Origin of the sequence: Aliivibrio sp. S4MY1 (genome assembly GCF_028765545.1) — a bacterium.
Classification (GTDB): Bacteria; Pseudomonadota; Gammaproteobacteria; order Enterobacterales; family Vibrionaceae; genus Aliivibrio.
Window position 1 is genome coordinate 109,341 of the sequence record NZ_JARACP010000001.1, and the last position, 16,285, is coordinate 125,625.

A 16,285-nucleotide genomic window follows, 5' to 3' on the forward strand; every position below is an offset into this window, starting at 1 on the left:
GAAAAATGAGTGAACTTGTAATTGAGCGCTTAACAGATAAAGCCTCTGGGAAAAGCGTAGCAATAGCAGAGTTACTTGCGCTTAATTCTACGTCAGTTTTTTCAAAGTCATTATTGCTAGAGCCAGCATTTCGGAAAAGCGGCGATCAACTTATAGTAAATGGTGACGTTGTAGTAACAGTTGCAGACTTTACATTAAAAGCAACGGACGGCTTGGGCATCACATTACCAACTCTTTCGGTCGGCACTGATTATGCAATATATGCAACGCAAGACGGCTTGATAGTTTCTAGTAACTTTACCGCCCCAGTTAATTACACCTCCGAAAACTCACGAAGAATTGGTGGCTTTCATTATCAAGATGGAACAATTAACGAACGCTCAATCTGGGATTTGAAATTCAAACCAACAGCGAAAGACCCAAGAGGCATGGCCATCGCGGTTGGTGATAACTTCTGGGCTGACCTTTACTGCCTCAATACTACGCCAGACTTGCTTGGAACCTCTGCATATAACGCCCAAATTGCAGATGGTTCTAGTCCGCCGAAAAAACCTCTCGCATGGGGCGGCAACGGAACGGAGCAATACACTACATTTTCTCAGTATGTTGCAACTGAAGTTTTAGCTGCGTATGGAAAGCGACTACCAAATTATCACGAGTTTAGCGTGTTAGCTAAGGGCTCAAAGGCTGGTTACGCAGTGGGTACTGACCCAGTTAAAACAAAGTTTGATGTAAATGCACGTTCGCTTATCGGCTGTGAACAGGTTTCTGGTCATTATTATCAGTGGGGCTCGGAATGTTGGGACCGTGGAAATGGCTCATCTGGTTACGATTGGCAAGCGGTGGACACTAATGGAGAGGGCAAGGTGTACTCAGCAGGCTCGCAAGGCGTTGGCGCCTCGCTTTTTGGCGCCGTTTGGGGCGATGCAGGCGGTGCTGGTTCTCGTGCGTCGAATTGGAGCTATGAGCCGTGGTACTCGACTAACATCGTCGCGGCCCGTGGCGTCTGTGACCACGTGGTCCTTTTGTAACGAGCGAGAGCGAGTGGATTAAATGCAACAATATCGAGATGCAGTAATAAGCAGCGACCAGATGATTATCATCAAGAAATTTGATGCAGTGGTTAACTACTTATATCCGATTATGCAAAATGCCCCACGAATACACGGGGTTCTGCGAAATAAAATATTAGATGCACTTTTTGAGCAGGTTGATTTATTTATAAAAGCAGGGAAAAGCAACCAGCGCTCAAAGCTATATTTGTGCGATGCAGGGCTTGCTAATCTTCGTTATTTGATTCGGTTCGCTACTGACAGTCGCCGTCGATTATTGACGAAAAAGCAGCATGAAGTGGCATTAATTCAAATAGCAGAGTGCGGTTCAATGCTCAACGCGTGGATTAGAAAAGTAAAATAGAAACAATGGTAGATATGGACGCTTCGCCTCGCTTTTTGGCGCCAATTGGGACAATGCAGGCAATGCTGGTTCTCGTGCGTCGAATTGGAACAATGAGCCGTGGAACTCGAATAACAACATCGCGGCCCGTGGCGTCTGTGACCAATTTACACCGCGCCAAGGTAGTTACGACTCCTTGGGCGACCACAATAAAAAAGTGGTCAGCCATATCAACCAGCTTAGGCGAATACATTACGAGGTTCACAGTAGGCGAGTAGCAATATGTGAAAGTCGAACGTGACATTATGGGAAAGAAAACAAAAAGATTAATCGAAAGTATAGCAAGTAAAGATAATATTCTTCTTGCTGCTCAAAAGGCCAGAAAAGGAAATCCATCAAGCGTGGGTGGCATGGTTTTTATGGATTACCTTGAAGCGAATATTGAGCTGATATCAAAGTCGATTCTTGATGGCTCGTATTATCCAGGCAAGCATAAAGAGTTCATTATCTTTGAGCCAAAACGCCGAGTTATATCAGCGTTGCCATTTAAGGATAGAGTCGTTCAGCACGCGATAAACAACATCATAGAGCCAATTTTTGAATCCACTTTCTACACTCAAAGTTATGGGTGTAGAACTGGAAAAGGAACGCATAGCGGAGCAATAAAGTGCCAAGCAATGCAGCGAAGGTTATTAAATAGCGGTGATGTGTGGATATTAAAGACGGACTTTTCAGGCTATTTTTACAATATTGACAGAGCTGTGCTGCATAAAAGAATACGCTCAAAAATAAGCTGTAAGAAAACGCTAGATTTAATCGCTAAATTTATACCGACTGACGGAGTAGGTATTCCAATTGGGAACCTAACTAGCCAGTTATTCGCTAACGTGTACGGAACCATTGCTGATGAGTGGTTGCTACACAATGCAAAACAAAAAGATTTCATTCGTTATATGGATGACATTGCTATCTTTGGAAAAAGCAAAGCTGAGATGCTAGGTCTTCAAGAAGAGATGCAGGAGTTTTGTAAAAGTGTAATGAAGTTAGATTTATCGCACTGGTCAGTAACAAATGTAAATCAGGGCGTTAATTTTCTTGGTTACAGAATATGGCCAACTCACAAATTATTAAGACGGCAATCTGTAGCAACCGCAAAACGCAAAATAAAACGATACAAAAAAAGTGGCGATGCTGAAAAATTAAACCGCTTTCTTGCGTCATGGCTTGGTCATGCGAAGTGGGCAGATAGTAAAAATTTAATTAAATCATTGGAGATAGAGCAATGCGCGGAAAAGCTAAAATCGTAAATTCACAAGATGATGCAAGAGTGGCAAATTTAACAGATGAAATAATCATTGAAATGGCAACAATCTCTGTTCGTTATGATGATGCTTTTTATCCAGAAAATTATGACAAATCATTAAAAGAAGGTGATGACGGGTACATCGAACCGATTGAGCGCTTTGAAAATGAGATCGATCAGTCGGTTTTAGAACGATTTGGAGTTAATGTATAGTTATTAATCTCCTCACCCATCAAGCCCCGCCATTGTGCGGGGTTTTCTACATTTGGAATATAGGATGTTCACAAATATTACTGGTTTTACGCGCGCGATACACTGAGCACTAACGTAGTAGTAATAATATTGAGTAAATCATGCCAGAGAAAGATATTGCGCGTATTGATGTAACGATGAGCAATCTTGTCGAATTAACGCGTGAGCAAAATACAACATTAAAAAAGGTTCTTGAAATGCTAACAGAGACTCGCACAAAGCAAGAGTCACATTCTGAGCGCATCGGTAAATTAGAATCAGATAAAACATGGTTAGTAAGATTAATACTGGCCGCACTCATCACAGCAATCGTTGCTGCAGTTAAGGCGTTATAAAATGAATAAATTCAGTAAAACAAGCGCGGCACGTTTAGCTACTTGCCACCCTGATTTAATAAAAGTATTCACTCGCGTTCTTGAGCTTTGTGACTGCTCCATTCTTTGTGGTCACAGAACAGAAGAAGAGCAAAATGCATTACCCGCAAGTAATACGCAAGTTCGTTACCCAAACAGCAAGCACAATAAAATGCCAAGTAAAGCTGTAGATGTGACACCATATCCGTACGACGAAGATGACCGAGAGCGATTCAGTTACTTTGCAGGTTTAGTTGTTGGTGTTGGTGCATCAATGGGGGTTGCGATCCGTTGGGGCGGTGACTGGGATAAAGATAATGAACTTAAGGACAATAATTTTGATGACTTAATGCATTTTGAATTGTGTTAAATGACATGCACCAGCGCATTGAAAAATGGCGGTTATGGCCAAAGCTAATGAGCTTATTTGTCGGTTACATGTGGCTTGAGTTTAACGACTATTTTTTTGCGGTACCCATTGATAAGCACAGTGAATTCGCATTGGTGCAGTACGCCGCAATAACAGGTGTATTTGTGGGTTTCTGTAAATTTTATATGGACGCAGGGAAGCAATAACATGCAAGTTAAGTTAATCACAATTGTTATCTGTATATCTTTGGTCATCGCTGCAGTTTGGGGGGTGTATCGACAAGGACATGATAACGGCTTTCAGCTTGCCATGTTCCAAATGCAATCAAGAGAAACAGAGCTAACACGCAAGATAGTCGATGAAACAAATAAAGACATAGCTAAAGACAAAGTAATAGTTGAGCAGTATTTAAATAAGCAATATCAATTTGATAAAGAAGTGGCGCAATATGATTTCACATTTACGCATCAAGAAAGCGGTTCTTGTCAGTGCAATAACATTGATGATAACGAGTTGCTCGAATTGCAGCATATCATCAACACAGCAAATAAATATTAATCGTTCAATTGATAGCGCTTTAACTACACTTTGTGATCCGTTACCGTTACCAGCAACAATAGAAAAAACCGCTCATGCCAAATGGACAAGAGCGGTTATTATTCAATATCAAGAATGCAGAGCAAAGCATCGTTCTCTTGTTGAACTTATGCAGCGCTCTGATCTAACGCCACGTAATCATTAATTGAAATCACATCCGCATCAATAAAATCATTGAGTTCACAAACCGATTCTAAAAGCGGTACCAATTCATTCTTATAAAAAATACGGTCCACTTTATTTAAATCACCGCTTGAGCTGAATCCCTCACGAACAATGCTCATTAAATCTAATGGAATGCGATGACTAGCAAGTACGTCATTTGTCGTCATGCCTTTCACATCTTTAAATGCATCCTTGGCTTCAACTTGTCCGATTGGTGTCAGTTCTGGCGGTTTTCCATCTTTGCCCTTACCATTAATGTATAAATTTTTAAACGCTCCAATTCCTGCTTGTTGCTTTAATTTGTGTTCAATCTCTTTTTCTTGTTCGGCGGTTAAATTCGGATCATTCATGTAAAGCAAATAACCCGCATGTGCACCGTTGATGTAATACTTTCGGCGAAATAAGGTAGCATCTTCATTTAGCCAGATTGAACTTAGAGAGCCGATGTATTGCGGCATGCCGTATATCTCTTGGCAAATATCGTACTCTTTTAAGTGAAAAACCTGTCCTTGTTTATAATCAATGCGTCCCTCGTCATTGTAAGCATTTGGTTTATAGGTATACCGTCCAATAGTGGCTTGTGCTCGCATATAAAGCGCGGGTAAATGCTTTATTTTCACAACATCATTAAATGCATTTCGCACAATCAATAAATACGCATTACCAAACACCAAGTAATCATAAATAAAGCGTTTAAAATCACGCTTACTGATGATTGGAGATAATTTTGCAGTATATGAAGCCATGCAACTTTTTACATATAATGCAGAGCCGTGCATAGCATTTGCGCGTGTTGCTTTTGCAAGTGTTTCAAGTGGGATGGGTGGTTCATATAACCCATCAACAAGTGCGGTTTCCATGTAACTGAGAATATCACTCGTCATTACACTTTCAGGTACGTCAAAAGTTATCAAAATATACTCTCTTATAAGAATGAAACGGTGGTTGAGTCATCGCGTAAAATGTCGATAGGCTCCCAATGTAAAACGTGCATTGCTGCCCAGGCTAAATCAGCATGAGAGCCTACTTTGTTACGAGCAGACACAAATGTAATTTGATTGCTCATTTTTGTTGTATGTTGACGGATCATTAAGAAAGAATGCACCAAGTCATCCCACTCATTATCAAATTGAAGTCGGCCCGCATTAATAATTTCACGAGCCTTGTATGCCATCATTCGCTTCATTTCCGGAGAATAATCTAACGTAGTTAAGCCTGGATAAAATTTTCTTACTAACTCCGCAACAGCAGAGCCGACACCGCCCACATCAATGGCCAAATAAACGACATTGTATTTTTTGCAAATAGCTTCAATTGCAGCGGATTGATCTTCATAACTAGAGCCTTTTAAGCGAACACGTTCAATAAATCGGAACGCCCCCCCTTTAATAATTGGCTTAAGAGAAACAATTAAACCAGCATCATCTGCGCCTTCACCTTGTCCGCCCCCTCGCGGATCATATCCAACAAGTACTTCACGACGGCCAACCGGGTGAAGCGATTCGAAATCAACATCTTTCCAGTTATCTGTATCAGTCTTACAAGCAAGCAGTGATTTAATGCTAAAGAAAGACGAAGCATCATCTAAGAACACACAGCGAAGTAAGTTATTAAATACGGATTTGTCAGGATATTTACGGCGTAGTTTGTCCATATTGAAGAACGTAGCGCCGCCTTCAATCGCATCATCAATCGTAATAATTTGGCGGAATATGCCATCGCTGCCAAGTGAGCCTTTTTTCAATGCTTTGTGACTAATATCAATGCCAAGTGATTTGTCACCTGTCCATTTTGGGTAAGCTTCGTGAGCTGTCGTTGATGGCGTAGATAAATAAGTAGTGCGGTATTTGGATTGAATAGACATACCGCCAGCGTAATCATCTAATTCACCAAATTTAGGGATCCAAAACACTTCATCAAAATAAACGTGGCCGTTAAAGCCTTGGCTCGTTCTTGCGTTCGTAGATAAAAAGTAAAGCGTGGCACCATTGCTTAATTGCAGCTCATCTTTGCCTTTCAGTTCAACGTCACCAATCTCAAGCGCAAATTTGCGAATGTAGTTTTTAAATATTTCAGATTGCTTACGAGATGCAGACAAAAACACCTGGTTATCACCATTCATGATCGCATCTTCAAAGGCTTCAAAAGCAAAGTAATACGTCAAACCGATTTGGCGAGATTTCAAATAAAAACGGAACTCGTTTAATTCGTCATTGCATTTTTGAGCGTGAATGTCTTTTTGATACGCAAAGAATGTTTTCTCACGAAAATCAGCAAGCATCTCAGCAGTAATACAAGAAATATCATTTTTAACTTTATTGCTCGGTCTTCCGCGTTTCTCATCAACATAACCGCCATTTTGTTTTGGCGTGTTTCGGCGACGTTCAGCTGCGTCACGTTTGTATTTTTGTTCAAGTAACGTTTCAAGCTCTTTGAGCTGAGATTCATGCTTTTGGTCTACCCAGAGCAAATACGCAATTCGTTGTCGAAGCATCAACTCAACGGGCGCATCATCACGCATTTGTTTCCAACCAAATTTAGCAATCCATTGTTGAACCGTTCTTGGCGCAATATCCAACGCTTCGGCAATTTCAGCGGTTTTGTACTGGCGTAAGTAATACCCCAGAGCGCAAGTCTGCACTTGGGTGTAAATAGGTTTTTCAGGTGGAATTGGTGAGTTCATTTTCATCATTACAGTGTGCAATAACAAAAGAAATCCCTCAGTAAATCAGGATTCTATATACCGAATATAGAAACAGGATGAATATAAAAAGACGTGTATTTTCGCTAAATTAAAATCAGAAAATTTAGGAGATAAGCAGCATGTTTGCATCAGAGCCGATTTGCATCTTAACAGCAGGGCCGACAGTAGATGGCCGTAATATTGAGCAATCTGTCATTGACGATATTGCAGAGACGTATGACCCAAAACGCTATAACGCTCGAATTAATGAAGAACATTGGTCATGGAGTGAGAAGTTTGGTTCAGTCGTTTCTGTTGAAAAACGAGATGATCAGTTATTCGCAGTGTTAAAGCCAAATTCACTTTTGCTGAGCACAATTGAAAAAGGGCAGTTGCTTCATACCTCATGTGAAATTCAATCCAATTTTCAAGGGACGGGTAAAAGCTACTTGACCGGATTAGCATTAACTGATGATCCAGCATCCGTCGGCACGACTGAAATGCACTTGTCGGCAAAAGAAAAAGACAAAGATAAATCGTACTTCAGCAGTGGGGCGACCATTAGCAAAGATGATTTATCAAACAATATTGACGTAGACGTACAAGAAGACCGTAAATTCTTGTCGAGACTTAAACAACTTCTGAGCTTAGGTGAGCCGGATAAAACTCAATCATTAGAAGAGAGTGAAGACATGAACGAAGAATTAAAAGAATTACTGCAAGCACAAACTGCAGCGGTTACCGCATTGACAGCTCAGGTAACAAGTTTAGCAGCAACGCTTAACAAAGAAGAAAGTGCCCCTGTTGAAGAAGAAAATAATGAAACAGAGTTGGCAGAAAAAGTGGATGCGTTATCGACTAAGTTGGACGACGTGGTAACCAAGCTAAGCAACATCACTGACGAACCAAACCGAAACCTAGCGGGTGTCGATGGCGACACTGAGTATTTATAAATAGTCGTTTAGTGATCTTTCTCCTTCTCTTTTTATTCTAAAAAATAGTGGATTTTAAATAATGCAAAAGAAAACAAAATTAGCAGTAGAGGGTTATAAAAAAGCCGTTGCTGCATCAAATAACGTATCGGATGTAACGGAAAAATTTAATGTTACGCCCAATGGCGCTCAAAAAATCATTGCTCAAATTCGTGAGCGAAATTGGTTGCTGGGTAAAATTAATATTGTGCCAGTAAGCAACCAAAAAGGTGAAGCGATTGGCCTTGGCGTGACAGGAATGATTGCGAGCCGAACAAACACAAAAGCAGGCAAAGAGCGCCAAACAAAAGCGGTATACAACATGAAGCCGATGCCGTATTTGTGTGAAAAAGTGGATTTTGATTCGCACATTCGTTACGAACAGTTAGATGCGTTTGCGCACCTACCTAATTTTAATCAACTCATTAACTCGCAAACGCGAGAGCAAATCGACATGAATAAAGTGACGATTGGCTGGTACGGTGAATCTTGTGCAGAAGATACTGATGCCAAGGTAAATCCAAACGGTGAAGACGTATGTAAAGGTTGGTTACAAGCCATTCGTGACAACAATCCTGATGCAATGTTGACTCAAGGTGAAACCGCAAATGAAATTCGCATTGGTGAAGGCGGTGATTTTATTAATCTTGATTTGGCCGTGATGAACGTGAAGGGATTACTTGCTGATGAATGCGCAAATGCAAATGATTTAGTCGCCCTAATTGGTTCTGATCTTCTTGCATACGATAAAGCTAAATTTTATGCAGCACACGGCAACACACCGAGTGAGAAATCATTAATTGAAGACAAACAAGTGATCGGCACTTACGGCGGTTTACCTGCGTTCTGTCCGCCATCGTTCCCGCCAACGGGGATTTTTGTCACAAGCTTTAAGAACCTTTCGCTTTACATTCAAAAAGATTCAATTCGACGCTCTGTTGCAGTGAAGAATGATAAGCGTGATCAAATTGAAAACTTTGAATCAATGAACATGGCTTATGTTGTTGAGCAGTTAGCAAAAGCGGCAGCGCTTGAGTTTGATAACGTGAAATTATGGATTGATGGCGCGTGGGTATAACCACACTGATTCAATAAAAGTACACCCCCCATGCAGGCAAACACCGCTTTATCAAAAGAGTTTATGTTTTGCTATTAGCTAAGTGTTTAGCCTGCACCTAACGAGGTTCTTATGCAGTTTGTTGGAAATAAAGACGAAGAATATGCATCGGTGCTACCAAAGACAGATATCTATCCAGAACTAGCAATATCAGAGTTTCAGCGTGTGTTTCATTTTTTGAGCGATGAAACAGAAGCGGGAATTTTACACAATGCAACCGTTGCGAGAGTGACAGTAAATCGTGAGCTAATGGAAACCATCGCACCGTTTAAAACACTGGATGCGTTATCAATGGATCGGTTTGGTGAAACACAAACAGGAACGCTGTTATACAAACAAGCGGTATTTTCATTAGCTGCGAATGCCATTGTTAACAATCAATTAAGCATGAATGCAACAAAAGAAGCAGCAGACAGACAAGAGGCCATTCAAGCAAAAGCTGATCATGCATTAGTTCAATATCGTCGTGCGATTGATTTATTGCTGAACGGTAAAGAAACCTACTTTTTTGCGGTGGTGTAATGAAAGCGCTGCAAAGTTTAAGTGAGTTATTTGCCCATCATGTTACTGAACCTCAACACTTAAACGTGTGGGCAGAAGATGGCGAGTTGATATGTACCCAAGGCTTGATTGTTGATGGGTTTGATATTGCTTATACCGTTCTGGTTGATATCTATTCAGCAGAGATTCAACCGCATATTTTAATGATGCATCTGATCGCCTGGCTTAATAAATACGATGTGGCCCGTGAAGAAAAAGGGTTAGACCCTCCATCCTTTGCGACAGAACTGTTAGATAAAGGCAAGTGCGATATTAAGTTGCGAATTGATATCCAAGAGTCCTATTCACTCATTGAAAATGAAAAGGGCAGTTGGTTGCAAAATGGCATTCGATACGAGTGTGTCAGTCAATTTGAAGAGGCGGTGGTAGAAGAGGATTTACTATCACTTCAGTTCATCAATGGGCCCAAGGATTTACCGCCATCATGCAGTTAACTAGCCCAGAGCAATTAAGCCATGCAATTAACAACTTGCTGTTAACTGATGCAGAAGCATTTGAATTAAATCGACGATTGGCCAACCGTTCTCGACAGTTTTTTAGGCAGCAGATCCGACAGCAGCGTGATATTGATGGTAAAGCCTATAAGAAAAGAGCCAGACGAAAAATTACATTAGACAGCAAGACCAAAAAAGCGAAAGACAATAAAAACATGCTGCTTGGGTTTGGTCGCGCATTAAGAACCAGAGTAAGTAAAGATGACTTTGAAGTGGGTTTGGCTGGCGTAGTTGGCAATATGGCCAAAGTACACAATGAAGGTAAAAGCGTCTCTTTTACGACGAGAGTGAAAGGTTACTACAATTCAAACACCAGTCGATGGGAAGGCGGAACAGCCGTAAAACGCAACTATAAAATGCCAAAGCGAACCATTATCGGTTGGACACCATCGTTTGAGCGAGAGTTGCTTGCCATGGTGGCCGAACATTACAAAGCAAGCGTGGAGAGTTAAATGCTAACACTAAAGCCAGTAAAAGGATTGCTTGTCCGTGATCCTGAAACACGACAGCCATTAAAAAAGACAGGGGAAGAAAAGCCAAGAAACATCTATTGGTTACGCCGTCTAAAAGAAGGGTCAGTCGAAATTGTTAAAACAAAAAAAATAAAGGAAACCGAATAATGAGCATTAGTTTTAGCGAAGTTCCAAACAATGCATTAGTACCCGGTATCTATATTGAAATTGATAATAGCCTGGCAAACAGCGCAGAAGACCAACAGCTTGTTCTTGTGATTGGTAATGCGATTGCTGATGCGAAAGTGGCAGCAAATACCGTGGTACTTTGCATGAATGAAGATTCAGCTCGTGATCAGTTTGGTGAATCAGACATCACTAAAATGCTGAAATACTTCACTAAGCAAAACGAAAGCATGCCGATTTATGCGGTTAGCGTTGAAGGTTCGGATTTAGTTAGCGCTTTAGCTGCGTTGGGTGATAAGCAATATCATCACATTATCTGTTCATTAAACGACGATGCCAGTATTCGCCAGTTGGGTGAGTTTTTGGATAAACGTTATGAAGCGTTGCAAATGATCCCTGGTATTGCGTATTTAGCCAAAAAAGCCAATCACGCCGAGCTAGTGACATTTGGTTCAAAATCTAACTGCCCATTAATTGGTTTTATGTCAATCAATGATGTAGGTGATTCAGCGAATACCGAATTAAGTGAAGCAGAAGCATTGGCAGCATGGGCCGGACAAATTGCCCCATCGTTAGCTAATGATCCTTGTCGCCCATTGCAAACATTAAAGCTAAACGGTGTTTACTCTATTGCTGCAAATGAGTTCGACTGGGCAGAACGCAACTTATTGCTGCATGAAGGTATGGGAACTTACACCGTTTCATCCGCTCGTGAAGTCATGGTTGAGCGTCCAGTAACGGCATACACAGAAAACGCAGCAGGCGTGGCTGATAACAGTTATTTAGATCTAATGACACCAGCCACAGCAATGTATTTTCGACAAAAGCAACGTTCATTAATTCAAAGCAAATATGGTCGTCATAAATTAGCGAAAGACGTAACCAACTTTGCACCTGGGCAAGTCATTGCTACCCCAAGCATGATCAAGGGCGCACTGTTAACGCTTTATAAAGAATTAGAGTATCAAGGTATTGTTCAAGATTTTGAAGGCTATAAGAAATCGTTAATTGTTGAGTTAGATACAAACAATAAAAGCCGAATTAATTATCAGGACAGCCCTCAATTTATCAATGGTTTGATTATTACCGCAGGTAAGATTCAATTTAGAAAGTAACTCAATGAGTTTCTTGGAGTAAGTTATGAGTACAGTAATCACATCGCGTGGTTTTTTAGATGCCGGTTCATTAGGACGATTACCAACCAAAGAAGGCGCAACAATTAATTTTGGTGGTTTAAAGCGAGAGCCAGTAATGGGCGACTCTGGCGTGTTGGGGCATGGTGAAGTGTTTGATGGTGCCCCATTCATTAAAGTAACAATTGCTCACGCTAAAACGACGGATGAAGAGGCCATCCGAAATTTTACAGGTGAAAACCTCACGCTAAACACAAACAGCGGAAAAAGCTACACATTAATGAATGCGTGGGTTGGTGATCCGTTGGAGTTAAGTGTTAAAGATGGTCAGTTAGAAGTAACGTTTTACGGCTATGAATTAATATCTCAATAATAAAAATGGGGTGATATGTACACGTTATTATTGAAACGAAAGGCTCGAACGGCAAAGCAAGATATTCACCAAGTCCAATTAAATGAAATGGAACGAGTAGAAGCCGAATCGACACCAGCACAAAGAGCGCCGCTAGAAGAAAAGCCGTGGGATGAGATCCAGAATATTTTAAAAATGGATTTGGAATACTCAAGAACGCTCGCTGGTTCTAACGAAAAAGTGCCATTTAAAAAAGAACTCATAAAAAAATACACCCCACTGATAAACAAGTTGCTCAAGTCACATGGCAATAATCTGGAAGGGCTTGATGTAGTTTGGTGGTTTTATCAGTGGCAAGTGGATTGTGGTTTCTTATTGCAAATTCATGATGATTTTAAAGCGGCCATTTTGAATGGGTTAAATGCCCCTGCAAATTGGAAGTCAAATGGACAAACTGCGTATTGTGATATTGTTTTTAAATATTCAGAAGAAGCATATAAAGCCAAAAAAACGTTTAACACGGCGTTGTTAAGTGGTGCGGTTAACGATGTGCTGGAAGGCAAACTTGCTACTAATGCGCCACTAAAAGTGAAAATGTTTCGCCTCGCGGGTGATCTACTGTTTGATGCTGAAATGAACGAAGAAGCATTGGCATTGTATGAAGTCGTGATGGCCATTGATCCAAATAAAGGCGGACGTAAAATCCGAGTAAAAGAATTAAAAGAGGCGTTAGGGCATGAGTAATAAAATGTTCAAAGTAAAACTGGCAACACCGATGGAAGTTGATGGTAAAGAAGTATCAGAGTTAGAGCTTCGCAAACCGACAGCCGGTGATCTGCGTGGTTTGAATTTAGTCCAGGTATGTGAAATGCATTTTGATGCGGCATATATCTTACTTCCTCGTATCTCCGAATTAAATGAGCGAGATATTTTGAATATGGAGACTGAAAACTTCGCCCCATTAATGACGGAAATAGCCTCTTTTTTCGTGGATATGAAGCGCTAATTGAGCGGGTTGAAACGTATTACGCCGACCTAGCAGTGGTGTTTCATTGGCAGCCAAGTGAAATAGATAAACTCAGCTTAAGCGATTTAATTTTATTTCGAGAAGAAGCGCGAGTTCGACACCAACAAGAGAGCACTTAGCTCTCTTTTTTTATATCTACATTTTAGACAAAAATATGAAAATGAATTTATCGGTTGTAATGGATGTTGTAAACAAAACAACAAAGCCATTAAAAACCATGAGCAGTGATTCAGATTATTATGCGAAAAAAATCAAGTCGATTCAGCAAGCGCAATCGGATGATTCGGCCGCATTAACGATGATCGCATCATATCAACAAATACAAAAAGAGCTGGATAAAAACGCATTAGAGGGAGAAGCCGCAGCCGAAGCCTTACTTAAACTTAAACAGCAAATGGCGGAAACAGACGAGCCAAGTGCAGCACTAACCAATAAGCTAGTAAAGCAACAAGAGAAAGTGGATAAGCTTGCTGATAATCATAAGGCCTATGAAAATGCCCTTCATGACACCAGTAAGCGAATGCAAAAAACAGGGGTAGATGTTAGTAAGTTAGATAATGAGTTTGACCGCTTATCTAAAAGTCAGTTACATCACGCAAAGCGAATTGATGTTGTTAGCAAGCGATATGAACGATTACAAGCCACAATGTCACCGCTAAATCGTTTAAGTAAATCTATTAAGATGCCTAGTTTTGAAAAGAGCCAAGGCATGGCAGTTGGCAGTATTGCTATGATTGGTTCGTTAGCGGGGGTTGGTGCAGCAGTCACAGAAACTGCAGATAAGATAAATGAATTATCAAGTGCAGCAAGAGACATCAGCATGCCAGTGGGTGAGTTGCAAGCACTAAGGCTTCAAGCGAAAGGGGTTAATGCCGAAGCGGGTGATATGGATGCCGCATTAAAAGAAATGACATTGCGCTGGGGTGAGATGAAATCTTTTGGCTCAGGTTCAATGAATGATTACTTCAAAGATACTGGTAATCAAAAAGCGTATGAAGATTTAAAAAACGCAAAAAACTCAATGGAAGCCTATCAAGTATTAGTTCGTGAAATATCTGCAGAGAAAGATGTCGCAAAGCAAAACTTTATGGCTGATGAGTTCTTTGGTGGAGACAGTGAGAAAATGCTCACCGTTCTTAAATCAGGAACGGATGGGTTAGATAAAGCGAGGCAACAATTACAAGAAACAGGTGGGCCAGTTAGTGAAGAATCAACAAAGAGCGCTGCAGAGTTCACTTCAACAATAAAAACCATGGGGATTATTGTTGAGTCTTTAAAAATCCATGCGCTTACTCCTATCATGAAAGAGTTGTCAGTAATGTTTGGCACGCTGGCCACGAACATGAAAAACATAAAATGGAGAGATAAAGCGGTAGCAAAGTTGAGAGATACGGTAAAGGGCACTATCAATGCGTTTAAGTTTTTGGGTAACGTTATTCTGTTTGCATCTGAAAACTTTAAAGGGATATTGGCGACACTCGCCATAGTAAAAATTGCATTGATTGGAATTAATGCCGTCATAATGGCAAACCCAATCGGGATGATGGTGGCGGCAATTGGCGGTGCAGTAGTTGGTATAATTTATTTGTTAGATAAATTAGAACTTTTGGAACCGATATTTAATGTAGTTAGATCATGTATTGGCGGGGTGCTAGATGGTATCAAGTCTCTATTTAATATGTTACCGGATTCTCTTATTCCAGATGGTTGGAAAACATCAGCGGATGCTGCAGGGGCTGAGGTTGATAAAATCAAAGATAAGATGGCAAACCTGAAAGATAAAAATGCCAAGCTTGGGATCACAACCGATGAAACCGTGAATCAAACGACCACGAGTTCAGCAACGGCCCAGCAGCAAAGTTTATCAGGCAATATTATTCCAATGTCAAAAGCGGCACCGTTAACAAATCAAACCGTAAGAAGTCAATCAGAAGTCAGTTTAACTATCAAATCAGATAAGCCAGTAAGCGTGGATAAAGTAACAAGCGAAAAGGGCACGGATTTAAATTTGAATCTCGGCAATATGAGCATGAGTTATTAATGTTTAATGGGTATTCGGATTTAAGAGTGTATCGGTTGAGTTAAAATAATTTCAAATTAACGCTTGCAAATGGTCGCTATTGCGACCATAATATATTCAACGGTTCGGAACTGGTTCGAATCAACTCAAGAAAGTGAGATATATATGAAAACTGCATACATCATCAAAGAAGTTCAAAACATCAATTCAGAACGTGAGGGCACTCAAATCGAGACAAGTTCACTATCTCAAGCTAAACGTATTGCATCAAAAAATCAGCGTTTCCACGGTACTGTAATGCGTATTGAAGCAATTAATGGTTCGTGGTTAGCTTATAAAGAGGACGGCAAGCGCTGGGTTGATTGCCAGTAATTTTCTTGGGGCCAATAAGGCCCTTTTATTTTGGAGTTTTATTATGACAAATAACGAGCTAAAACAGCTTAGACGATTGTTGTTTCTTGAAGTGAGCGAGGCTGCTGCATTGATTGGAGAATGTGAACCTCGCACATGGCAACGATGGGAAAAGGGCGATAGAGCTATCCCTAATGATGTTTCTAGGGTAATCCAAATGCTCGCCCTTACTCGATTAGATCGATTGAAAGTAGAGTTTGATGAGGCCGATCCTAATTATAGATACTTTGAATCTTTTGATGAATATAAAATCTCTGGCGGTACGGGGAATGAGTTGAAATGGCGCTTAGCTCAGTCAGTTGCAACTGCTTTGCTTTGCGAAATAGAAGCCGACAAGTGGCGCGAAGAGGAAACTATAGATTGATAATCGAGGCATTAGGTTAGCTAATGCCTATTTTTGTTAATGCACACTCTTTGTGAATACCAATAAAACAGCCGCCATT

Annotated in this window: 24 protein-coding genes; 22 read left to right on the forward strand and 2 right to left on the reverse strand. The window is 40.6% G+C overall.

What is annotated here, in order from left to right; translation table 11 throughout:
- Positions 1 to 5 precede the first annotated feature (5 nt).
- The 8 genes from PVK71_RS00545 (at position 6) to PVK71_RS00580 (ending at position 4,231) form a co-directional block, all read left to right on the forward strand.
- Positions 6 to 1,031, forward strand: a complete 1,026-nt coding sequence (locus PVK71_RS00545; protein ID WP_274421720.1) for a phage major tropism determinant — start codon at positions 6 to 8, stop codon at positions 1,029 to 1,031.
- A 22-nt stretch (positions 1,032 to 1,053) separates the two neighbouring features.
- The gene (gene avd, locus PVK71_RS00550) at positions 1,054 to 1,416 is read left to right on the forward strand and encodes a diversity-generating retroelement protein Avd (RefSeq protein ID WP_274417458.1); all 363 of its coding nucleotides are present in this window, start codon (positions 1,054 to 1,056) and stop codon (positions 1,414 to 1,416) included.
- A gap of 263 nt (positions 1,417 to 1,679) precedes the next feature.
- A complete protein-coding gene (locus PVK71_RS00555) occupies positions 1,680 to 2,702 on the forward strand; it encodes a reverse transcriptase domain-containing protein (RefSeq protein WP_274417457.1) in 1,023 nt (340 codons plus the stop codon).
- Positions 2,678 to 2,911 carry a hypothetical protein gene (locus PVK71_RS00560; protein WP_274417456.1) on the forward strand — a complete coding sequence of 78 codons (234 nt, stop codon included), beginning with the start codon at positions 2,678 to 2,680 and terminating at the stop codon, positions 2,909 to 2,911. Before PVK71_RS00555 ends, PVK71_RS00560 begins: the two co-directional genes overlap by 25 nt.
- A gap of 140 nt (positions 2,912 to 3,051) precedes the next feature.
- Positions 3,052 to 3,285 (forward strand): hypothetical protein, encoded by a 234-nt coding sequence (locus PVK71_RS00565; RefSeq protein WP_274417455.1) that lies wholly within the window; start codon positions 3,052 to 3,054, stop codon positions 3,283 to 3,285.
- Between the two features lies 1 nt (position 3,286).
- Entirely contained in the window at positions 3,287 to 3,673 is a 387-nt protein-coding gene (locus tag PVK71_RS00570) for a M15 family metallopeptidase (protein WP_274417454.1), read from the forward strand.
- A 47-nt stretch (positions 3,674 to 3,720) separates the two neighbouring features.
- A complete protein-coding gene (locus PVK71_RS00575; protein ID WP_047863515.1) occupies positions 3,721 to 3,879 on the forward strand; it encodes a hypothetical protein in 159 nt (52 codons plus the stop codon).
- Between the two features lies 1 nt (position 3,880).
- Entirely contained in the window at positions 3,881 to 4,231 is a 351-nt protein-coding gene (locus PVK71_RS00580; protein WP_274417453.1) for a hypothetical protein, read from the forward strand.
- Between the two features lie 146 nt (positions 4,232 to 4,377).
- Here PVK71_RS00580 and PVK71_RS00585 read toward each other — a convergent pair whose 3' ends face one another.
- Together PVK71_RS00585 and PVK71_RS00590 are read right to left on the reverse strand one after the other, a co-directional pair.
- A complete protein-coding gene (locus PVK71_RS00585) occupies positions 4,378 to 5,319 on the reverse strand; it encodes a phage portal protein (RefSeq protein ID WP_274417561.1) in 942 nt (313 codons plus the stop codon).
- Positions 5,320 to 5,360: 41 nt separating this feature from the next.
- Positions 5,361 to 7,124 (reverse strand): terminase large subunit domain-containing protein, encoded by a 1,764-nt coding sequence (locus PVK71_RS00590; RefSeq protein WP_443111700.1) that lies wholly within the window; start codon positions 7,122 to 7,124, stop codon positions 5,361 to 5,363.
- 134 nt (positions 7,125 to 7,258) lie between these two features.
- On the opposite strand from PVK71_RS00590, the gene PVK71_RS00595 reads away from it, so the two are divergent.
- The 14 genes from PVK71_RS00595 (at position 7,259) to PVK71_RS00660 (ending at position 16,206) form a co-directional block, all read left to right on the forward strand.
- Positions 7,259 to 8,071: a GPO family capsid scaffolding protein gene (locus PVK71_RS00595; protein ID WP_274417451.1), complete on the forward strand. Its 813-nt coding sequence runs from the start codon at positions 7,259 to 7,261 to the stop codon at positions 8,069 to 8,071.
- Positions 8,072 to 8,132: 61 nt separating this feature from the next.
- Positions 8,133 to 9,167: a phage major capsid protein, P2 family gene (locus tag PVK71_RS00600; protein WP_274417450.1), complete on the forward strand. Its 1,035-nt coding sequence runs from the start codon at positions 8,133 to 8,135 to the stop codon at positions 9,165 to 9,167.
- 111 nt (positions 9,168 to 9,278) lie between these two features.
- Entirely contained in the window at positions 9,279 to 9,728 is a 450-nt protein-coding gene (locus PVK71_RS00605) for a head completion/stabilization protein (RefSeq protein ID WP_274417449.1), read from the forward strand.
- Entirely contained in the window at positions 9,728 to 10,201 is a 474-nt protein-coding gene (locus PVK71_RS00610) for a phage tail protein (RefSeq protein ID WP_274417448.1), read from the forward strand. The genes PVK71_RS00605 and PVK71_RS00610 overlap by 1 nt, the downstream gene beginning before the upstream one ends.
- Positions 10,192 to 10,713 carry a phage virion morphogenesis protein gene (locus tag PVK71_RS00615; protein ID WP_274417447.1) on the forward strand — a complete coding sequence of 174 codons (522 nt, stop codon included), beginning with the start codon at positions 10,192 to 10,194 and terminating at the stop codon, positions 10,711 to 10,713. Before PVK71_RS00610 ends, PVK71_RS00615 begins: the two co-directional genes overlap by 10 nt.
- Positions 10,714 to 10,881: a DUF2635 domain-containing protein gene (locus tag PVK71_RS00620; protein ID WP_274417446.1), complete on the forward strand. Its 168-nt coding sequence runs from the start codon at positions 10,714 to 10,716 to the stop codon at positions 10,879 to 10,881. It begins immediately after the preceding gene.
- A complete protein-coding gene (locus PVK71_RS00625) occupies positions 10,881 to 12,014 on the forward strand; it encodes a phage tail sheath subtilisin-like domain-containing protein (protein WP_274417445.1) in 1,134 nt (377 codons plus the stop codon). The genes PVK71_RS00620 and PVK71_RS00625 overlap by 1 nt, the downstream gene beginning before the upstream one ends.
- Before the next feature lie 25 nt (positions 12,015 to 12,039).
- Positions 12,040 to 12,405, forward strand: coding sequence for a phage tail tube protein (locus PVK71_RS00630; RefSeq protein ID WP_274417444.1), 366 nt, complete (start codon positions 12,040 to 12,042; stop codon positions 12,403 to 12,405).
- Between the two features lie 15 nt (positions 12,406 to 12,420).
- Complete coding sequence (gene gpM / locus PVK71_RS00635) at positions 12,421 to 13,128, forward strand: phage terminase small subunit (RefSeq protein ID WP_274417443.1); 708 nt, start codon at positions 12,421 to 12,423, stop codon at positions 13,126 to 13,128.
- Positions 13,121 to 13,390: a phage tail assembly protein gene (locus PVK71_RS00640; RefSeq protein WP_274417442.1), complete on the forward strand. Its 270-nt coding sequence runs from the start codon at positions 13,121 to 13,123 to the stop codon at positions 13,388 to 13,390. The genes gpM and PVK71_RS00640 overlap by 8 nt, the downstream gene beginning before the upstream one ends.
- A 35-nt stretch (positions 13,391 to 13,425) precedes the next feature.
- The gene (locus PVK71_RS00645) at positions 13,426 to 13,530 is read left to right on the forward strand and encodes a GpE family phage tail protein (protein ID WP_269082211.1); all 105 of its coding nucleotides are present in this window, start codon (positions 13,426 to 13,428) and stop codon (positions 13,528 to 13,530) included.
- Positions 13,531 to 13,565: 35 nt separating this feature from the next.
- Positions 13,566 to 15,452 (forward strand): hypothetical protein, encoded by a 1,887-nt coding sequence (locus PVK71_RS00650; protein WP_274417441.1) that lies wholly within the window; start codon positions 13,566 to 13,568, stop codon positions 15,450 to 15,452.
- A 144-nt stretch (positions 15,453 to 15,596) separates the two neighbouring features.
- Positions 15,597 to 15,803, forward strand: a complete 207-nt coding sequence (locus PVK71_RS00655) for a hypothetical protein (RefSeq protein WP_274417440.1) — start codon at positions 15,597 to 15,599, stop codon at positions 15,801 to 15,803.
- A gap of 43 nt (positions 15,804 to 15,846) precedes the next feature.
- Positions 15,847 to 16,206 (forward strand): Aca2/YdiL-like domain-containing protein, encoded by a 360-nt coding sequence (locus PVK71_RS00660; RefSeq protein WP_274417439.1) that lies wholly within the window; start codon positions 15,847 to 15,849, stop codon positions 16,204 to 16,206.
- Positions 16,207 to 16,285 lie beyond the last annotated feature (79 nt).